The following is a 19,672-nucleotide window of genomic DNA, read 5'->3' as shown; positions in this document are numbered from 1 at the left end:
CATCAGCCCCGCTGAATATCCCGACTGTCAGACGGCATCCCGCGGCAACATCAGCCCCAACGGCAATCGAACGCGCGCTTCCAGTCCACCCCCGGAGCGGTTGCGCAGCTCGACATTGCCGCCATGCATCGAAGCAATCCGCTTCACGATCGCCAACCCCAGCCCGGTACCTTTCCCGCCCCGGGCACGATCGCCACGGGTGAACGGGTTGAAGATCGCCTCAAGCTCCGACGGATCGATCCCCGCGCCACGGTCCATCACGCTTAGCACCACGTACGGCGCGCTGGTATCGCCGGACACATAAGCCGCGACCTCGACGCCGCTGCCGGCATGATTCAGGGCGTTGCCGATCAGGTTGTTCAGCAGGCGTTTCATCGACACCCGGCGCAGCGGAAACGGCTGGATCGGTTCCAGACGCAGACGCACTTTCTCTTCGCTCTGGTTGTACGGCGCGGCCACTTCACGCACCAGATCGCTCAGATCGACTTCCTCCACCGACTCGTCACGACCGTCGCGAATGAACGCGAGGAACTGATCGAGAATCGCGTCCATGTCTTCGATGTCGCGCACCATGTCGTCGGTCAAATCGTTGCGATCGCCCATCAGTTCCAGCGACAGACGCAAGCGGGTCAACGGTGTGCGCAAGTCATGGGACACCCCCGCCAGCATCAGCTCACGCTCGCGACCGGCCTGTTCGACGTCTTCGGCCATCTGGTTGAAGGCGCGATACACCTCGGTCATCTCGCTCGGTGTGTCGCTGATCGGCAGACGCACGCTGCGGCCCTGACCAAGTTGTCGGGCGGCGTACACCAGACGCTTCAAAGGCTGGTTGAGCTGGCTGACGAAAATCCACGCCGAGGCCGTGGACAGCAAGCCGATGGCGAGGAACCAGCCGAGTACGTTCCAGATTTTCTGGCCGCGCAATGGATGCGGGTACAGCGGCACTTTCAGCCAGCCGTCACCGAGGCTTGGCGCACGCACCCACAGCGCCGGCGGCGAGTGCATGCGCAAGCGCACTTCGGTGTCGGCGCCCAGCTCCGCCTGCATCTGCCGCTGATAGATTTCACTGTAGGGCCAATGCTGTTCGCCCTCAGGTACACCGGCACCGACCACCCTGATCAGGGTCGCGGCATCGGCGATCTTCGCGCGATTTTCTTCATCGGCCGCCCAATAGGCGCGCAGCGTCAGGGCGACGCCGTGGCTGTATTGGCGATCCACCAGCACGTCCTCGTTCATCAACAGATAAACCAGGGTCAGCGCCTTGGAAAACAGCACGACGATGAGCACCAGCCAAAGGGTGCGGGAGAAAAAACTTTGGGGGAACCAGACGGGGGTTTTCATCGATAACCGTTACACACTTGCAGGAGCGAGCCATGCTCGCATATTGCGGATTGCGAGTCTGCGTAGAGGGTCGATCAACCCGATCTGCGCAGACCCGCTCCTACAAATCGCCGATCACTTGGTGGCGGCGCCATCCGGTACGAACACGTAGCCCACGCCCCAGACCGTCTGGATGTAGCGCGGTTTCGACGGATCCGGTTCGATCATCCGGCGCAGACGGGAAATCTGCACGTCGATGGAGCGCTCCAGCGCATCCCACTCGCGGCCACGGGCCAGGTTCATCAGCTTGTCGCGGGTCAGCGGCTGACGAGCGTTCATCACCAAAGCCTTGAGTACCGCAAACTCACCGGTGGTGAGCATGTGCACTTCTTCGCCACGTTTCAGCTCGCGGGTGGCCAGCGACAGCACGTAATCACCGAAGGTGACGTTTTCGTCTTCGCTGCCCGGCGCGCCCGGCACCGGTGCGGCCTGACGACGCAGAACGGCTTTGACCCGCGCCATCAGCTCGTCCGGGTTGAACGGCTTGGCCAGGTAGTCATCGGCGCCCAGTTCCAGGCCCTTGATGCGGCTCATCTCATCGCCTTTGGCGGTGAGCATGATGATCGGAATCTGATTGTTCGCCGCCCGCAGGCGACGGCATGCGGTCAGGCCGTCTTCGCCCGGCAGCATCAGGTCGAGGACGACCAGATTGAACACTTCACGCGACAGCAGACGGTCCATTTGCTCGGTGTTCGGTACGGCACGGGCACGGTAGCCCTTGCTGACGAAAAAGCGTTCCAGCAGGCTGCTCAGCCCCGGATCGTCGTCAACAATAAGAATTTTTTCGCCTTCAGCATTGTTTGCAGTGCTGCTCATTGGATGCTCCTTTTAGCTCGGCGCGCATTATGGCGTAGCTGCCGTTATACGCACCGTGTGCATTGTTAGCAGATTTTTCCTTCACTGCCAGAAAACCGGGGTTTCTACCTACAGACTGCTACACCCCCGAATGACAGAACGCTGGTTATAATGCGCGGCGTTTTGTGCCAGGCAACGTCTGAATCGTTACCGCAGGTGGCCGCGATATTTTCCGGGCCTGCGCAGTAATTATTCGATTTCACGGGTCAATGGGGTGCCTTTTGACCCAGGCAGCGGCAATTTTCTAGCCGCTCAACCAGACTCCGGGCCTTTATTTCCGTGCCTGCGAGCCTGCTTTCACAATATGTCAGGTGGTTTTATGGACAGCATCAACAGCCGCATCGCCGAGGAACTCGGCGTACGCCCGCAACAGGTCGAAGCGGCCGTCGCGCTACTCGATGAAGGCTCTACCGTTCCTTTCATCGCCCGTTACCGGAAAGAAGTCACCGGCAGCCTCGATGACACCCAGTTGCGTCATCTGGAAGAGCGTCTGCGCTACCTGCGAGAACTCGACGAACGGCGCATCAGTATCCTCGCCAGCATCCAGGAGCAGGGCAAACTCACCCCTGCCCTCGAGCGCGATATCAAGCTCGCCGACACCAAGACCCGCCTCGAAGACTTGTACCTGCCGTACAAGCAGAAGCGCCGCACCAAGGGTCAGATTGCCCTGGAAGCCGGCCTCGGCGAGCTCGCCGACGGCCTGTTCAATGACCCGAACCTGACCCCGGAAACCGAAGCCGCACGCTTCGTCGACGCCGAAAAAGGCGTAGCCGACGTCAAGGCTGCGCTGGAAGGCGCCAAGTACATCCTGATGGAGCGCTTCGCCGAAGACGCCAGCCTGCTGGAAAAACTGCGTAACTTCCTCAAGCAGGAAGCGACCATCAGCGCCCGCGTGATCGCCGGCAAGGAAGAAGAAGGCGCGAAGTTCCGCGACTACTTCGAACACGACGAACCGCTGAAAAGCATGCCGTCGCACCGCGCACTCGCGATTTTCCGTGGCCGCAACGAAGGCATCCTCAGCTCCGCGCTGAAGGTCGGCGACGAACTGCCGGGCACCATGCACCCGTGCGAAGGCATGATCGGCCAGCAATTCGGCATCCAGAACCAGAACCGCCCGGCCGACAAATGGCTCGGTGAAGTGGTGCGCTGGACCTGGAAGGTCAAGCTCTACACTCACCTGGAAACCGACCTGCTCGGCGAGCTGCGTGACGGCGCCGAAACCGAGGCGATCAACGTCTTCGCCCACAACCTGCACGACTTGCTGCTGGCCGCGCCGGCCGGCCCGCGCGCCACTCTGGGCCTCGACCCGGGCCTGCGTACCGGCTGCAAGGTCGCGGTGGTCGACTCCACCGGCAAACTGCTCGATCACGCCACGGTTTACCCGCACGTGCCGCACAACAAGTGGGATCAGACCATCGCGATTCTGGCCGCCCTGTGCGCCAAGCACTCGGTTGACCTGATCGCCATCGGCAACGGTACTGCCAGCCGCGAAACCGACAAACTGGCGATCGAGCTGATCAAAAAATACCCAGCGATGAAGATGACCAAGGTCATGGTGTCCGAGGCCGGCGCATCGGTGTACTCGGCATCGGAACTGGCGGCCAAGGAATTCCCGGATCTGGACGTGTCGATCCGTGGCGCGGTGTCGATTGCTCGCCGCTTGCAGGATCCGCTGGCCGAGCTGGTGAAGATCGATCCGAAATCCATCGGTGTCGGCCAGTACCAGCACGACGTATCACAACTGAAACTGGCGCGTGGTCTGGATGCGGTGGTCGAGGACTGCGTGAACGCCGTCGGCGTCGATGTGAACACCGCCTCGGTGGCCTTGCTGGCGCGGATCTCCGGCCTCAACGCGACCTTGGCGCAGAACATCGTCGCTCACCGTGACGAGCACGGCGCCTTCAAGACCCGTGCGGCGCTGAAGAAAGTTGCGCGTCTGGGCGAGAAAACCTTCGAACAGGCCGCAGGCTTCCTGCGCGTGATGAATGGCGACAACCCGCTCGATTCCTCGGCCGTTCACCCGGAAGCCTATCCGCTGGTACAGCGCATCGCCGCTGAAACCGACCGCGACATTCGCTCGCTGATTGGCGACGCCGCGTTCCTCAAGCGTCTGGATCCGAAGAAATTCACCGACGAGACCTTCGGTCTGCCGACCGTCACCGACATTCTGCAAGAACTGGAAAAACCCGGTCGCGACCCGCGTCCGGAGTTCAAGACCGCCGAGTTCCAGGAAGGCGTCGAAGACCTGAAAGACCTGCAACTGGGGATGATCCTCGAAGGCGTCGTCACCAACGTGACCGCGTTTGGCGCGTTCGTCGACATCGGCGTGCATCAGGACGGTCTGGTGCACATCTCTGCGCTGTCGGAGAAGTTCATCAAGGACCCACGCGAAGCAGTGAAGGCCGGTGACGTGGTGAAAGTGAAGGTCATGGAAGTCGATATCCCGCGCAAACGCGTCGGTCTGTCGATGCGCATGAGCGACACCCCGGGCGAGAAGATCGACGGTGCCCGTGGTTCGCGTCCGGGCTCGGCACCGCGCCAGTCGTCCAACAACGCGCCACGCAAGGAAACGGCCACAGCCGCTCCGGTGAACAACGCCATGGCTTCGCTGTTCGCCAACGCCAAGCAGTTGAAGAAACGCTGATGGAGATTCCGGCCGGGCTCGTCGAGAGCGCGTTTTTCAAGCTGTTGGGCTGCCGCCTGCACAGCCTGGAAACCGGGGTGGCGCAAGTCGCCCTGGTGCTGGAACCGCAACTGCGCAATCGCGGCGGCAAATTGCACGGCGGCGCGCTGTTCAGTCTGGTCGATATCGCCATGGGGCTGGCCTGTTCCAGCACCCACGGCTTCGATCAGCAGAGCGCGACCATCGAGTGCAAGATCAACTACATCCGCGCCGTATCCGACGGCGAGGTGCTGTGCACGGCGCGGGTGATCCACCCGGGCCGCCGCACGCTGGTGGTCGAGGCCGACGTGATGCAAGGCGACAAACTGGTCGCAAAAGCGCAAGGCACGTTCGCTGTCCTGTAGATGTTGTTCATCATTTTGAGTTAATTTCGGCGCTGTGAACGCAGCGTCGAGCTTTTCTGTGGGAGCGGGCTTGCTCGCGAAGGCGGTGTGTCAGGCAAATTGATGTTGACTGACACGCCCTCTTCGCGAGCAAGCCCGCTCCCACAGGGATCGCATAATCTTCGCGTGCATCTGCCAGATTCAGGGATTGAAGTCGGCGGTTCGAAAGGGGCTTCGTGAGCCCGAAAAACCAGGCGATAACGCCAGTTTCAACTTCACCCTTGTAGACCGTCCTGCCCACCCCCATATTGGGGCGACTGACGCGTGAAGGAATCCAAATTGAGCGAACTTCTCAACCGCCGCCTGGCTCTGCTCGGCGAGCGCGCCAACCTCTCTCTGCTCGAACAGTGCCTCCACGGTATCGAACGTGAATGCCTGCGCGTGACCAGTGAAGGTCGTCTGGCGCAAACGCCGCACCCGGAAGCCTTGGGTTCCGCGCTGACCAATGAACAGATCACCACCGACTATTCCGAGTCGCTGCTGGAATTTATCACCCCTGCCCTGCCCGATCCGGCTGACACCTTGGCGAGCCTGGACAAGATTCATCGCTTTGCCTACAGCAAGCTCGGCAACGAGTATCTGTGGAGTCCATCGATGCCGTGCCCGTTGCCGGCCGAGGAAGATATCCCGATCGCTTATTACGGCACCTCCAACATCGGTCAGCTCAAGTACGTCTACCGCAAAGGCCTGGCCCTGCGGTACGGCAAGACCATGCAGTGCATCGCCGGGATTCACTACAACTTTTCCCTGCCGGAAAAGCTCTGGCCGCTGCTGCGCGAAGCCGAAGGTTTCGTCGGCACCGACCGCGATTTCCAGTCGTCGTCCTACATCGCGCTGATCCGCAACTTCCGCCGCTACAGCTGGCTGCTGATGTACCTGTTCGGTGCTTCGCCAGCGCTGGACGCGGGCTTCCTGCGCGGCCGTTCGCACCAGTTGGAGCAACTGGACCCGGACACTCTGTACCTGCCGTACGCCACCAGCCTGCGCATGAGCGACCTCGGTTACCAGAGCAACGCCCAGGCCGGCCTGACGCCGTGCTACAACGATCTGGCGAGCTACACCGACAGCCTGCGCAAAGCCGTAGCCACACCGTACGCGCCGTACGTGGAAGTCGGCACGCACCAGGATGGCGAGTGGGTACAGCTCAACACCAACATCCTGCAGATCGAAAACGAGTACTACTCCAACATCCGTCCGAAACGCGTGACCTACACCGGCGAGCGGCCGATCCAGGCGCTGATGGCCCGCGGCATTCAGTACGTCGAAGTGCGTTGCCTGGACATCAACCCGTTCCTGCCGATGGGCATCGACGTCACCGAATCGCGATTCCTCGATGCGTTCCTGCTGTACTGCGCGCTGAACGACAGTCCGCTGCTGACCAACACTTCGTGCGGCAATGCCACTTCGAACTTCCTCAGCGTGGTCAAGGAAGGTCGCCGTCCGGGCCTGCAATTGCAGCGTGACGGCGAAGCGGTCGAGCTGAAGGTTTGGGCAGCCGAGCTGCTGGAAAAAATCGCACCGCTGGCAGCGTTGCTCGATCAGAGCCATGGCGGCGACGCGCACAGCAAGGCGCTGGATGCGCAACTGGCCAAGGTCAAGGATTCGTCCCTGACCCCTTCGGCCCAAGTGCTGGCGGCCATGGCCGAGCTTAAGGAAAGCTTCGCGCAATTCTCCCTGCGTCAGAGCCAGGCGCATGCCGAGTTCTTCCGCAGCGAACCATTGGCGGCGGATGAACAGGCGAAGTTTGAAGAGCTGGCGCGTTCGTCGCTGGCTCAACAGGCGGAGCTGGAACAGAACGAGGTTGGCGATTTCGATGTGTTTGTCGGGTCGTATCAGGCGAGCATTCTGGCGATCAGCAACTAACCACTATTACCTGTGGCGAGGGAGCTTGCTCCCGCTCGGCTGCGCAGCAGTCGCAATCTCAGTCCCCCGGTGCATCAGCAGCACCGCGATGAATTGATATGGGAGTCCTCCGGCCTCCAGCGGGAGCAAGCTCCCTCGCCACAATGGCCTCACCAACAATCCCTCACGGTTTAGATTTTTCCGCTCATAAGCTAAGTCTAAAAAGTTATTTATTTTTAGATTCTTAGATCATTTAGTCTCCTTTCACGCCGATCGTCGGTCGCCTGATTTGGAGCACTCCCCATGAAACTGAATTTCCCGCTTCGCCTGCTGGCCGTGGCCTCGTTGGCTGCTGCGAGCTTTCTGGCGCAGGCCGCCGACCTCACCGTCGCCTACCAGACCACCGTTGACCCGGCGAAAGTCGCCCAGGCAGATGGCGCCTACGAGAAAGCCACCAAGACCGACATCAGCTGGCGCAAATTCGACAACGGCGCCGACATCATCGCCGCCATCGCCTCCGGTGACGTGCAGATCGGCTACCTCGGTTCCAGCCCGCTGACCGCAGCAATCACCCGCAAGGTTCCGGTGGAAACCTTCCTCATCGCCACCCAGATCGGCGCCGCTGAAGCCTTGGTCGCCCGTGACGGTTCCGGGATCAAGACCCCGCAGGATCTGATCGGCAAGAAAATCGCCGTGCCGTTCGTGTCCACCGGTCACTACAGCCTGCTTGCGGCGCTGAAGCACTGGAACATCGATCCGTCGAAAGTTACCGTGCTCAACCTCGCCCCGCCAGCGATTATTGCTGCATGGAAACGCGGTGATATCGACGCCACTTACGTGTGGGATCCGGCCCTCGGTGTGGCCAAGGAAAACGGCAAAGTGCTGATCACCTCCGGCGAACTGGCCAAGTTCGGCGCGCCGACCTTCGATGCCTGGATCGTGCGCAAGGACTTCGCCGAGAAGCACCCGGAAATCGTCACCGCGTTCGCCAAGGTCACCCTCGACGCCTACGCCGATTACCGCAAGGATCCACAAGCCTGGCTCGCCGACCAGTCACACGTCGACAAGCTGGTGAAGCTCTCCGGCGCCAAGACCAGCGACATTCCATTGCTGCTGCAAGGCAACGTCTACCCGCTGGCGGCTGATCAGGTGATCACACTCGGCGCGCCGACCACCAAAGCCATTACCGACACCGCCGCGTTCCTCAAGGAGCAAGGCAAGGTCGAAGCCGTACTGCCGGACTACGCGCCGTACGTCAGCGCCAAATACATCACCCACTGATCGGGAGTTAACTGCGATGGCCTTGCTACAGCTGGAGCGCATCAGCGCACAGTATCCCGGCAGTCCGGAACCGGTACTGGCGGACATTTCCCTGACCCTCGGGCCGCAGCAATTGCTGGTCGCCCTCGGCCCGTCCGGCAGTGGCAAGACTTCGCTGTTGAACCTGATTGCCGGTTTCGTCGAACCTAGCGCCGGGCGCATCACCCTCGACGGCGTGCCGGTCAAAGGCCCGAGCGCCGAACGCGGCGTGGTATTCCAGGACGACGCGCTGCTGCCATGGCAGGATGTGCTGGCCAATGTGGCTTTCGGTCTGGAACTGGCTGGTGTTGCCAAAGACAAACGCGAACAACGCGCCCGGGAAATGCTCGCGCTGGTCGACCTCACAGGTTTTGAACACCGCCGGATCTGGCAACTCTCCGGCGGCCAGAAACAACGCGTCGGCCTGGCCCGCGCCCTCGCCGCCGACCCGCGTGTGCTGCTGATGGACGAGCCCTTCGGCGCCCTTGACGCATTCACCCGCGAGCAGATGCAGGAGCTGTTGCTGCAGGTCTGGCAGCGCACCGCCAAACCGGTGTTCCTGATTACCCACGACATCGAAGAAGCGGTGTTCCTCGCCACTGACCTGATTCTGCTGGCACCGAATCCGGGGCAGATCGTCGAGCGCCTGCAACTGGATTTCGGTCAGCGTTACGCTGCCGGTGAATCGGCGCGGGCGATCAAATCCGACCCGCGTTTTATCGAAACCCGCGAGCACGTGTTGAGCAAAGTGTTCTCGCAACGCAGCGCCGTACAACGGCAGGAGCGCGCATGAGCAGTTACGACGTTTCCGCCCCGGCAGTGAAAAGCCCTTCGGTGGTGATTCCCGTGCGCCGCAGCCTCAGCACGCGGTGGATCAGCCTGCTGACCCTGTTGGCCTTGCTGGTGATCTGGTGGGCGGTGACCGCCAGCGGTTTGATCGAACCGCTGTTCCTGCCGCCACCGTCCGCCGTGCTGCAAAAGGGCTGGTTGCTGGCGACTACCGGTTACATGGATTCCACCCTGTGGCAGCACTTGGGCGCGAGCCTGAGCCGCATCGGTCTGGGCCTCGGCTTCGCGATTCTGACCGCAGTGCCGGTGGGCATCGCCATCGGCGCCAACCGTATTGCTCGTGGTGTGCTTGATCCGTTGATCGAGTTCTACCGGCCGATTCCGCCATTGGCTTATCTGCCGCTGATCGTGATCTGGTGTGGCATCGGCGAGTTGTCAAAAGTGCTGCTGATCTACCTGGCGATTTTTGCGCCGATCGCCATCGCAACAGCCACCGGTGTGCGCACTGTAGACCCGGCGAAATTGCGCGCTGCGCAGTCGCTCGGTGCCACTCGCGCACAACTGATCCGCCATGTGATTTTGCCCAGCGCCCTGCCGGACATTCTCACCGGTGTGCGCATTGGTCTGGGCGTTGGCTGGTCGACCCTGGTCGCCGCCGAACTGATCGCCGCCACCAGCGGTTTGGGGTTCATGGTGCAGTCGGCTGCGCAATTTCTGGTCACCGATGTGGTGGTGCTGGGGATTCTAGTGATCGCCCTGATTGCCTTCGCCATGGAAATGGGCCTGCGCGCCTTGCAGCGCAAACTGGTGCCGTGGCACGGCCAGGCGCACTGACATATTTGATGTGAATCCCCTGTAGGAGTGAGCCTGCTCGCGATTGCGGTGTGTCATTCACCCCAGCATTGACTGCCAGCCTGCAATCGCGAGCAGGCTCACTCCTACAAAAGCTCTATCCCCGAATTCGAAGAGTAAGACCATGAGCAGCCTGACCATCACCCCATTAAGCTCGGCCCTCGGCGCGCAGATCAGCGGCATCGACGTCAGCCAGCCGTTGAACCTGGAACAGCGCGACGCGATCGAGCAGGCGCTGCTCAAGTACCAGGTGCTGTTCTTCCGCAACCAGCCGATCGAGCCTTCGCAACAGGCACGTTTCGCCGCGTATTTCGGCGACCTGCACATTCACCCGATCTACCCGAACGTGCCCGAGCAGCCCGAAGTGCTGATCCTCGACACCGCCGTCACCGACGTGCGCGACAACGCGATCTGGCACACCGACGTGACCTTCCTGCCGACCCCGGCGATGGGCGCGGTGCTCAGCGCCAAGCTGTTGCCGGAATTTGGCGGCGACACCCTGTGGGCCAGCGGAATTGCCGCCTATGAAGCGCTTTCGGCGCCGATGAAAAAGCTGCTCGAAGGGCTGACCGCGACTCACGATTTCACCCGTTCGTTTCCGCTGGAGCGTTACGGCAACACCCCAGAAGCCCTGGCGCAGTGGGAGGAAGCGCGGCGCAAGAATCCGCCGCTGTCGCACCCGGTGATCCGCACTCACCCGGTGAGCGGACGTCGTTCGTTGTTCGTCAACGAAGGCTTCACCTCGAAGATCAACGAGCTGTCGGATACCGAGAGCGAGGCGATATTGAAGTTCCTGTTCGCCCACGCAACGCGGCCGGAATTCACCATTCGCTGGCGCTGGCAGCAGGACGACATTGCGTTCTGGGACAACCGCGTGACTCAGCATTACGCGGTGGATGATTACCGCCCGGCACGACGGGTGATGCAGCGGGCGACGGTGTTGGGGGATGTGCCGTTCTTCAAATAAGGCCTGATTGCTGTGTTGTTTTCAAAGGCCCCTTCGCGAGCAAGCCCGCTCCCACAGGTAACTGTGTTCCTCCTGAAGAAACACGATCAAAATGTGGGAGCGGGCTTGCCCGCGAAAGCGTCAGAGCAGGCGCCGAATAATTCGGCGCCAGTCACTTATTCAGCAGTCGAAGGTTTCTCCCACAGATTGATCCCGCCCTCCTGGGCAAACCGGTCGATCTCCGCCAGTTCTTCGGCACTGAAACTCAGGTTGTTCAACGCCCCGACGTTCTCGATGATCTGCTCCGGCCGGCTCGCGCCGATCAGCGCCGAAGTCACCCGCGGATCACGCAGGGTCCAGGCCAGCGCCAGTTGCGCCAGGCTCTGGCCGCGACGTTTGGCGATCTCGTTCAACGCACGCACGTGCGCGATGTTGGCTTCAGACAGATGCGAAGCCTGCAACGAACCACCGCCCGGACGATTGACCCGCGCATCCGCCGGCACGCCGTTGAGGTATTTGTCGGTCAGCAGACCTTGCGCCAGCGGGGTGAAGGCGATGACGCCAGTACCGAGCTCGTCGGTGGTGTCGAGCAGGTCTTTTTCCACCCAGCGATTGAGCAGGTTGTATGCCGGCTGATGAATCAGCAGCGGCACTTTCCATTCCTTGAGCAGCGCGGCGATCTCGCGGGTTTTCACCCCGGAGTACGACGAGATGCCGATGTACAGCGCCTTGCCCTGTTGCACGGCGGTGGCGAGGGCGCTGGCGGTTTCTTCCAGCGGAGTGTCCGGGTCGAAGCGGTGCGAGTAGAAGATATCCACATAGTCCAGACCGAGGCGCTGCAGGCTCTGGTCCAGACTGGCCAGCACGTATTTGCGCGAGCCGCCGCCCTGACCATACGGGCCGGGCCACATGTCCCAGCCGGCCTTGCTGGAGATGATCAGCTCATCGCGGTACTGCTTGAAGTCTTCGCGCAGCAATCGACCGAAATTGACCTCGGCGCTGCCGTACGGCGGGCCGTAATTGTTGGCCAGGTCGAAGTGGTTGATGCCCAGGTCGAACGCGGTGCGTAGCAGGGCACGCTGGGTGTCGATCGGCGTGCTGTCGCCGAAGTTGTGCCACAGGCCCAGCGACAGCGCCGGCAGCACCAGACCGCTGCGGCCGACGCGGCGGTAAGGGATGGAGTCGTAGCGGTTTTCGGCAGCGGTGTAAGTCATCGAATCCTCTCTTGTTTGATTAACAGCAAATTGAGGGTGAATCCCAACCCTGTGGCGAGGGAGCTTGCTCCCGCTCGGTTGCGCAGCAACCGCAAAACCATCCAGCGCGGTATGCCTGTCTGAATGCGATTGCAGGTTTTGGGTCTGCTTCGCAGACCAGCGGGAGCAAGCTCCCTCGCCACAAAAGTGATCTACACAAATCTGTTTCGCGGTCGGGCAAGGCCCAGGTTTTCGCGCAAGGTCCGGCCCTCATACTCGGTTCTGAACAGCCCGCGCCGTTGCAGTTCCGGGACCACGCCATGGGCGAAGTCTTCGAGCCCGCCCGGCAGGTGCGGCACCAGCACGTTGAAACCGTCCGCCGCGCCCAGTTCGAACCACTCCTGCAAGCGATCGGCGATCTGCGCCGGCGTGCCCACCAGGCTGTAATGCCCGCGCCCACCGGCAATCTTTCGGCCCAATTCGGCGAGGGTCAGATTTTCCCGGCCCGCCAATTCAGTCAGCAGTTTCTGCCGGCTCTGCTGGCCGCTGTCGGTCAGCGGCAAATCCGGTAGCGGTCCGTCCAGCGGGTACTTCGACAAGTCGAAGTTGCCCAGCATACGCCCAAGCAACGCCACGCCAACCTCCGGTTCGACCAATTGCTGAAACGTTTCACATTTTTCCTGCGCTTCGGCCTCCGTCTGCCCGACGACGACAAACACCCCGGGCATGATTTTCAGCGAGTCGGCACTGCGCCCGTACTTGGCCAGGCGCCGCTTGAGGTCGGTGTAGAACGCCTGCGCGCCCGCTAGCGAAGTCTGCGCAGTGAACACCACCTCAGCGGTCTGTGCCGCCAGTTCACGCCCGGTCTCCGATGAACCGGCCTGCACGATCACCGGTTGTCCCTGCGGCGAGCGTGCGACGTTCAGCGGGCCCTTGACCCGAAAGTGCTCGCCGACGTGATCCAGCACGTGCAGCTTCGACGGGTCGTAATACGCGCCACTTGCCTTGTCGCGGACAAAGGCATCGTCCTCCCAGCTGTCCCACAGCCCGGTGACCACCTGATGAAACTCCCGGGCGCGGCTGTAGCGTTCGGCGTGGCCGATGTGTTCGTCGCGACCGAAATTCAGTGCTTCGGCGGCGTTGTCCGAGGTCACCAGATTCCACCCGGCGCGGCCGCCGGACAGATGATCGAGCGAAGCGAATTTGCGCGCCACGTGATACGGCTCGTTGTAACTGGTAGTGGCCGTGGCGATCAGGCCGATGCGCTCGGTCACCGCGCTCAGAGCCGAGAGCAAGGTCAGCGGTTCGAAGTGATCCGAGCGCGCCATGCGGCTGGCGATATCCTGGGTCGGCGCGGCGACGCTGTCGGCGACGAACAGCGTGTCGAATTTCGCCGCCTCGGCAATCTGCGCCAGACGCTTGTAGTGGGCGAAATCCAGCCCGGCATTGGCCGGCACCTGCGGGTGCCGCCACGCGGCGACGTGGTGCCCGGTGGCCATGAGAAAGGCGCCGAGTTTCAGCTGTCTGCTCATCTCAGAAATCCTTGCGCAGTTGCACGCCGAAGTAGCGCTCGTCATCCCGTGGCACGGCGCGGTAGATGTAGCTGCCGCCGCTGGCCAGCAGCGGTGAGTAGGACTTGTCGGCGAGATTCTTGCCTAGCAGCGCCACGCGCCAGCCGTTGCTGTAATCGGCCAGTGCCACGCTGGCATTCCAGATGCCGTAGGCACCTTGTTTGGTGTCGGCGTTCTGGCTGATGTCGTACTGCACCTCGCTCTGCCAGCTGTAGTCGGTGCCGAGCTCGATATCGAGGCCGTTGTCCAAGGGGATGCTGTAGTCGGCGCGCACGTAGCTTTTCCAGTCCGGGCTGAACGGCAATGGCTTGCCATTGACGTTGCAGGACGCTGCCGCACCGGCCGGGCAACTGAATTGGTCGATGCGCGCGCGGGTATAGGCCAGTGCACCGGAGAACTTCAGTTGCTGGGTCGCCTGCAAGGCGTAATCGAGTTCGACGCCTTCGGTGCTGACGCTGCCGGCGTTGATCAGGCGCGTTACCACTTGCCCGGCAACGGTGTCGAAAAAGTTCGCCTGGTAGTTGTCGTAATCGCTGTGGAACACGGCGAGGTTGGTGGTCAGCCGGTTGTTCCATCTGGTGGCCTTGATCCCCGCTTCCCAGGTGTTGGAGGTTTCCGGTTTCAGCGCTTCGGTGTCACGCGGCTGCATGTTGAAAAACACGTTGTAGGCCGGGCCTTTGTAGCCGCGCGAGTAGGTCAGGTACGTGGTGACTGCATCACTGAGGTCGTACTGCACGCCGAGCCGGCCGGACCAGCCGTCCTCGTCCACCGAGCCGGAACTGCTGGTGGCCGGCTGGATGCCGCTGACCGTGGTCGCCGACGTGGAGACGCGGCGGTGATCGTATTCCAGCTCATCGTGGGTGTAGCGCAGGCCGGCGATGCCACGAAAGTCCGAGGTGAAGTTCAGCGTGGCTTCGCCGAACGCGGCGTAGCTGTCGCTGGTGGTGCTGTAATCGGCGACGCCACGGTCGGTGCGCGTGGTGGTGGTCAAGGTGCGCTGATAGGTCTCGTCATCCTTGCCGTGCATGTAAAACAGGCCGCCAACGTACTCGAGGAACTCACCTTTCGGCGAGGCCAGGCGCAGCTCTTGCGAGTACTGGTCGAAGGCCAGATCGCCTTTGTCGGCGGTGCCGGGGAACGCCGGGGTGATCGTGCTCAGTCGATCGCCGTCCTGATACTGCGTGTTGTCCCAGCCGCGCCACGCGGTGATCGACGTCAGGGTGTAATCGCCCAGTTGCCAGTCGAGCTGGCCGGACAGGCCCTTGTTGGTGTCCTCGACATGGCTGCGGGTATCGGTGTTGATGTCGCGGTTGTGGTTGCTCGCATAGACCGGGCTCAGCGCGTTGGCGAAGGCCGGGGTCAGCGACTTGCTGACCACGCCGCTGGGGCCGTCGTCGTGGGACTGCATGTAGTCGGCGATCAGGGTGAAGGTCACGTCATCGTTCGGGGTGAACTCGAGTTTGCCGCGCACCCCGCGATGGTTGTAGCCGTTGACCTCCTGGCCGTTGTGCTGGTTATCGACGTTGCCGTCGTAAGTGCCGAACAGGGTGCTGATCGAACCCTTGAGCGTGTCCGGAATCAGGCTGCCGCCAATGCCGAAGCGGGTGCGGCTTTCGTTGCCGCTGTAGAACGACTGATCAATGTAGCCGTGGGTCTCGTTAGTCGGCGCCTTGCTGGTGATGTTGAGCACACCGGCCGAGGCGTTCTTGCCGAACAGCGTGCCCTGCGGGCCGCGCAGCACTTCGACGCGCTCCAGATCCAGCAGATCAAGGGTCGATTGACCGGGACGCGCATAGACCACGCCATCGATCACCGTGGCCACCGTTGGCTCGACGCCGGGCGAGGTGGAAATCGTGCCGACGCCTCGCACAAACAACGAGGTGTCCTTGTTCGACGCACCGGTACGGAAATTCAGCGACGGCACTTGCTGAACGATGCTCGCCACGCCGTTGCGGTTGTCGCGCTCCAGTTGTTCGCCGTCGATCACCGACACTGCCACCGGCACCTTCTGCAGCGACTCTTCGCGGCGGGTGGCGGTGACCGTGACGGACTTGAGGGTCGGCTCTTGATCGCTGCTGTCGGCGGCGAAAGCATCGGGCAGCGGCAACACCGCCAGCCCGGTAAAGATCCAGCCAGCGGCACGAATCGACTGCGCCAGTTTGTGTGTCGCCCCAGGAATGTTGTGCATGGTTGCCCGCTCGAAATTGGCCCTGAACCGCTGCCGTTCTGCGACGACAGCGCCTGAATCGGTGTCTTGGGCATTCGCTCGAGCGAGTAGCAGACAATGCGCCTTGTTAGCGCTAACATCGCCAGTATTGGCAAGCTCGACATAGAGCGTCCAATACTGAAAAATTACTTTTATATGCGTTTTGGTTTTTAAGAGGGAGCGAGCCTTGAGCCAGGAAAAGCCCCGCAAACGCCGTGGCGCCGGACGTGTGACCCTGAATGCGGTGGCGCGCGAAGCGGGAGTTTCGGCAATCACCGTGTCGCGCTATTTCAATCAGCCGGAAACCGTCTCGCCCGAGCGCCGCGAGCGCATTGCAGCGGTAGTGGCCGAGCTGGGTTATGTGCCGAATCTGGTGGCCGGCGGACTGGCCTCGGCGCGGGGCAAAATCGTCGGCATGGTGATTCCGAACATCTCCGGACCGATCTTTGCCAACACCATTCAGGGCTTCAGCGACACCCTCAGCCGCCACGGTTATCAATTGCTGCTGGCGTCGAGTTACTTCAGTACCGAACAGGAAGAAAACGCCGTGCGCGCATTTCTCGGCTGGTCGCCGGCAGCGCTGGTGCTGACCAGCCACTTCCACAGTTCGGGCACGGAAAAGATGATCGCCGAGGCGGAGATTCCGGTGATCGAAACCTGGGATTACCAGCCGGATCGCGAGCCGATGCAGATCGGCTTTTCGCACTATGAAGTCGGCGTGACCGCCGCACGTTATCTGCACGACAAAGGCTATCGCCGCATCGCCTTTGTTCAGAACAGCGCCGCCGGCGACCTCAGTGCACTGGAGCGCCGCGACGGTTACGCCGCCACCCTGCGCGAATTCGGGCTGGAGCCGTGGGTGTTCGTCCCGGACGCCGACCGCGCACCGTTCGAGGCCGGTAAGCAAGCGATGGAAGCACTGATGAACGCCGCTGCCCGCCCCGACGCGATCATCTTCGCCAACGACAACCTCGCCGCCGGCGGCCTGCTCGCCGGGCAACGCGCCGGCACCAAGATCCCCGAAGACTGCGCCGTGCTCGGCTTCGGCGATTACCCGTTCGCCGAGATGCTGTTGCCGAGCCTGAGCACGATCAAGCCACCGGCACTGGAGATTGGCGTGCTGGCGGCAACGCGGGTATTGGAAAGCCTTGGAGTGTTGCCGAGCGATGATGTGCAGCGCCTGAATCTGTTGCAGTGCGATGTGATCGAGCGCGAGAGCACCTGATCAAAATGGCCTAGGCTGGATTGGCTATGCTCCAAGTAACACCGAGGTGGCCCCTTCGCGAGCAAGCCCGCTCCCACAGGATTTTGGTTGTACACAGAATCTGTGAATGACCGAGATCACTGTGGGAGCGGGCTTGCCCGCGAAGGCGTCCGATCAAGCACCGCATGACCCGCAGGCACGCCTATGCACACCGCAATCATCATCTTCTTCGGCCTGGTCCTGCTCGCCCTGATGCTCTACATCGGCGAGCGCGTTGGCTTCAGCCGGCAGACTCTGGCCTACAGCTTCGCCGCGCTGTGGCTGGCGTTGACGGTGATCAATGGCGCGGTGGGGGTGGTGCATGCCGGGCAGCCGCTGGGTTCGGAGATCGCGGTGGGCAGTGCGGTGTTCGGGGTGCCGATGGCGGCGATGGTGTTGTTTATGGTGCTGAGCGCCGAGTCGTGAAACGTCCCGGCGCTCAGCCGCCGATCAACGCACCAGATGCAGGAACTGCATGTGGCGTTCGTACTGGTCGAGGATGTCGTTGATGATCTGTTCCTTGGTGTAGCCGACCAGATCGTAGTCCTGACTGCCCTCGCTCAAGTGCACTTCAGCGCGGTAGTAGCGGCGGTTGTTGAGTTGCTTGGAACCCATGCCGCCACGGGCGAACGACGGCGTGAAGTAGCCGCGCATCTGCACCTGGTAGATGAACGGATGCTGCTCACCGTGGCCTATTTCCAGGCTGATGTTGTCGTGCGCCGGATCCGGCTGGGTGACAACGTTCAGACCCTTCTCGACAAATACCGCCGTCACTTCTTCGATCGCCGGGCGCACCGTGGTGTCCATGAAGCGGTACACCTCGTCGCGTGACGGGAAGTGCACCGCCTGACTCAGGCGCTGGCGCCAGCCGCCCGTGCCACGCCGCGAACCGGAGACCGGTGCCAGCGAATGCAACTGCGCGATCTGTTTCTGCGACTCCAGATAGAACGCCTTGTGCAGGCCCCACATCATCAGCAGCAAGATCAGTGAGAACGGCAATGACGTCAGCACCACTGCTGACTTCAATGCATCGATGCTGCCGGAGAACAGCAACGCACTGGTGATCAGCGCGGTCATCGCGCCCCAGAACACTCGCAGCCATTTCGGCCCGTCTTCGTCCGGGTTGCCACCCTTGGCCGACAACGTCGAGAGCACCACGGTGCCGGAGTCGGCAGAAGTGACGAAGAACACGAAGCTGATGAACACCGTCACCGCGATGACGGTCTTGCTCCACGGGTAGGTTTCCAGCAGCAGGTAAAGGCTCATCGACGGATTGTCGAGGGCTGACATGCCCAGTGCCGACATGCCGTGGTTGAGCACCTGATCGATCGCGCTGTTGCCGAAGATCGACATCCACGCCAGGGTGAAACCGAGCGGAATCAGCAACACGCCGAAGACGAATTCGCGGATGGTGCGGCCACGGGAAATCCGCGCGATGAACAGGCCCACGAACGGCGACCATGCGATCCACCAGGCCCAGTAGAACACGGTCCAGCCGCCGAGCCAGTCGCTTGGCTTGTCGTAGGCGTAGAGGTCGAAACTCTTCATCGGCAAGGCGCCAAGGTAATCGCCGAGGTTCTGGATCAGGGTGTTGAGCAAGTGCTGAGTAGGCCCGGCGAACAACACGAACAGCAGCAGCGCACAGGCCAGCAGCATGTTGATGTCGGACATCACCCGCACGCCCTTGTCCACACCCGACACGGCGACGATGATCGCCGCGCCCATCATCAGCGTGATCAGGCCGACCTGAATCCATTGGGTGTGAGCGATGCCGAACAGGTAGTCGAGACCGGAGTTGAGGTGCAATACGCCGAAGCCCATGTCGGCACCCAGACCGAACACCGTAGCGATGATGCCGAAGCCGTCCACCGCGTAACCGATGGGGCCGTTGATGCGCTTGCCGATCAGCGGGTACAGCGCCGAACGCAAGGCCAGCGGCAGGTTATGCCGGTAGGCGAAATAGGCCAGCGCCATGCCGACAAAGGCGAACACGCCCCAGCCGTGCAGACCCCAGTGCAAAAACAGAATCTGCATCGCCTGGCGCGCCGCATCGGCGGTGCCGGCTTCGCCTTGTGGCGGTTGGGCCAGGTGCGTCAGTGGCTCGGATACGCAAAAGAAAAACAGCGTGATGCTGATCCCGGCGGCGAACAACATACCGGCCCAGGACAGGTAACTGAACTCGGGTTCGTCGTGGTCGGCACCGAGTTTTATCTTGCCGTAGCCCGATAACGCGGTGACCACCACGAAGACCAGATACAGGGTCATCGCGAGCATGTAGTACCAGCCGACCGTATTGGCCGCCCAGTTTTGCGCAGCCAGCAACCAGGCTCCGGCCTGCTCCGGCATGGCGATGACAACCAGACCAAACAGCAGAATGACCGTCGCGGCGAAGTAGAACACCGGCGGATTCATGCGGACCAGGCCGCTGGT

At 61.9% G+C, this 19,672-nt stretch carries 15 protein-coding genes; 9 read left to right on the top strand and 6 right to left on the bottom strand.

Annotated elements, in window-relative coordinates; genetic code table 11:
- Positions 1–27: 27 nt before the first annotated feature.
- Together CKW11_RS13460 and ompR are read right to left on the bottom strand one after the other, a co-directional pair.
- A complete protein-coding gene (locus CKW11_RS13460; RefSeq protein ID WP_027611205.1) occupies positions 28–1,341 on the bottom strand; it encodes an ATP-binding protein in 1,314 nt (437 codons plus the stop codon).
- Positions 1,342–1,455: 114 nt separating this feature from the next.
- Positions 1,456–2,196: a two-component system response regulator OmpR gene (gene ompR, locus CKW11_RS13455; protein ID WP_003220637.1), complete on the bottom strand. Its 741-nt coding sequence runs from the start codon at positions 2,194–2,196 to the stop codon at positions 1,456–1,458.
- 358 nt (positions 2,197–2,554) lie between these two features.
- Here ompR and CKW11_RS13450 point away from each other — a divergent pair, with 358 nt between their 5' ends.
- The 7 genes from CKW11_RS13450 (at position 2,555) to tauD (ending at position 11,050) form a co-directional block, all read left to right on the top strand.
- Positions 2,555–4,879 carry a Tex family protein gene (locus CKW11_RS13450; protein ID WP_007964702.1) on the top strand — a complete coding sequence of 775 codons (2,325 nt, stop codon included), beginning with the start codon at positions 2,555–2,557 and terminating at the stop codon, positions 4,877–4,879.
- Entirely contained in the window at positions 4,879–5,262 is a 384-nt protein-coding gene (locus CKW11_RS13445) for a PaaI family thioesterase (protein WP_086793980.1), read from the top strand. The genes CKW11_RS13450 and CKW11_RS13445 overlap by 1 nt, the downstream gene beginning before the upstream one ends.
- A gap of 318 nt (positions 5,263–5,580) precedes the next feature.
- Complete coding sequence (gshA, locus tag CKW11_RS13440) at positions 5,581–7,164, top strand: glutamate--cysteine ligase (protein WP_095137911.1); 1,584 nt, start codon at positions 5,581–5,583, stop codon at positions 7,162–7,164.
- A 282-nt stretch (positions 7,165–7,446) separates the two neighbouring features.
- Positions 7,447–8,424: a taurine ABC transporter substrate-binding protein gene (tauA, locus tag CKW11_RS13435; RefSeq protein WP_095137910.1), complete on the top strand. Its 978-nt coding sequence runs from the start codon at positions 7,447–7,449 to the stop codon at positions 8,422–8,424.
- Positions 8,425–8,440: 16 nt separating this feature from the next.
- Complete coding sequence (tauB, locus tag CKW11_RS13430; RefSeq protein WP_095137909.1) at positions 8,441–9,235, top strand: taurine ABC transporter ATP-binding subunit; 795 nt, start codon at positions 8,441–8,443, stop codon at positions 9,233–9,235.
- Positions 9,232–10,065: a taurine ABC transporter permease TauC gene (gene tauC / locus CKW11_RS13425; protein WP_095137908.1), complete on the top strand. Its 834-nt coding sequence runs from the start codon at positions 9,232–9,234 to the stop codon at positions 10,063–10,065. Before tauB ends, tauC begins: the two co-directional genes overlap by 4 nt.
- Positions 10,066–10,207: 142 nt before the next feature.
- On the top strand, positions 10,208–11,050 hold the full coding sequence (tauD, locus tag CKW11_RS13420; protein WP_095137907.1) for a taurine dioxygenase: 843 nt from the start codon (positions 10,208–10,210) through the stop codon (positions 11,048–11,050).
- Between the two features lie 155 nt (positions 11,051–11,205).
- Here tauD and mgrA read toward each other — a convergent pair whose 3' ends face one another.
- The 3 genes from mgrA to CKW11_RS13405 all read right to left on the bottom strand — a co-directional run bounded on the left by mgrA (position 11,206) and on the right by CKW11_RS13405 (position 15,981).
- The gene (mgrA, locus tag CKW11_RS13415; RefSeq protein ID WP_095137906.1) at positions 11,206–12,243 is read right to left on the bottom strand and encodes an L-glyceraldehyde 3-phosphate reductase; all 1,038 of its coding nucleotides are present in this window, start codon (positions 12,241–12,243) and stop codon (positions 11,206–11,208) included.
- Positions 12,244–12,434: 191 nt separating this feature from the next.
- Complete coding sequence (locus CKW11_RS13410) at positions 12,435–13,754, bottom strand: LLM class flavin-dependent oxidoreductase (protein WP_095137905.1); 1,320 nt, start codon at positions 13,752–13,754, stop codon at positions 12,435–12,437.
- 1 nt (position 13,755) lies between these two features.
- The gene (locus CKW11_RS13405; protein WP_095137904.1) at positions 13,756–15,981 is read right to left on the bottom strand and encodes a TonB-dependent receptor; all 2,226 of its coding nucleotides are present in this window, start codon (positions 15,979–15,981) and stop codon (positions 13,756–13,758) included.
- 205 nt (positions 15,982–16,186) lie between these two features.
- On the opposite strand from CKW11_RS13405, the gene CKW11_RS13400 reads away from it, so the two are divergent.
- Together CKW11_RS13400 and CKW11_RS13395 are read left to right on the top strand one after the other, a co-directional pair.
- Entirely contained in the window at positions 16,187–17,224 is a 1,038-nt protein-coding gene (locus CKW11_RS13400; RefSeq protein WP_095137903.1) for a LacI family DNA-binding transcriptional regulator, read from the top strand.
- Positions 17,225–17,407: 183 nt separating this feature from the next.
- On the top strand, positions 17,408–17,668 hold the full coding sequence (locus CKW11_RS13395; RefSeq protein ID WP_003220613.1) for a hypothetical protein: 261 nt from the start codon (positions 17,408–17,410) through the stop codon (positions 17,666–17,668).
- A gap of 24 nt (positions 17,669–17,692) precedes the next feature.
- On the opposite strand, the gene betT is transcribed toward CKW11_RS13395, so the two are convergent.
- Positions 17,693–19,654 carry a choline transporter BetT gene (gene betT / locus CKW11_RS13390; protein WP_177440004.1) on the bottom strand — a complete coding sequence of 654 codons (1,962 nt, stop codon included), beginning with the start codon at positions 19,652–19,654 and terminating at the stop codon, positions 17,693–17,695.
- Positions 19,655–19,672: the final 18 nt, after the last annotated feature.

Source organism: Pseudomonas sp. Irchel s3a10 (assembly GCF_900187525.1).
In the GTDB taxonomy this organism is placed as follows: domain Bacteria; phylum Pseudomonadota; class Gammaproteobacteria; order Pseudomonadales; family Pseudomonadaceae; genus Aquipseudomonas; species Aquipseudomonas koreensis_G.
This window is presented reverse-complemented; position numbering and strand designations above follow the sequence as displayed.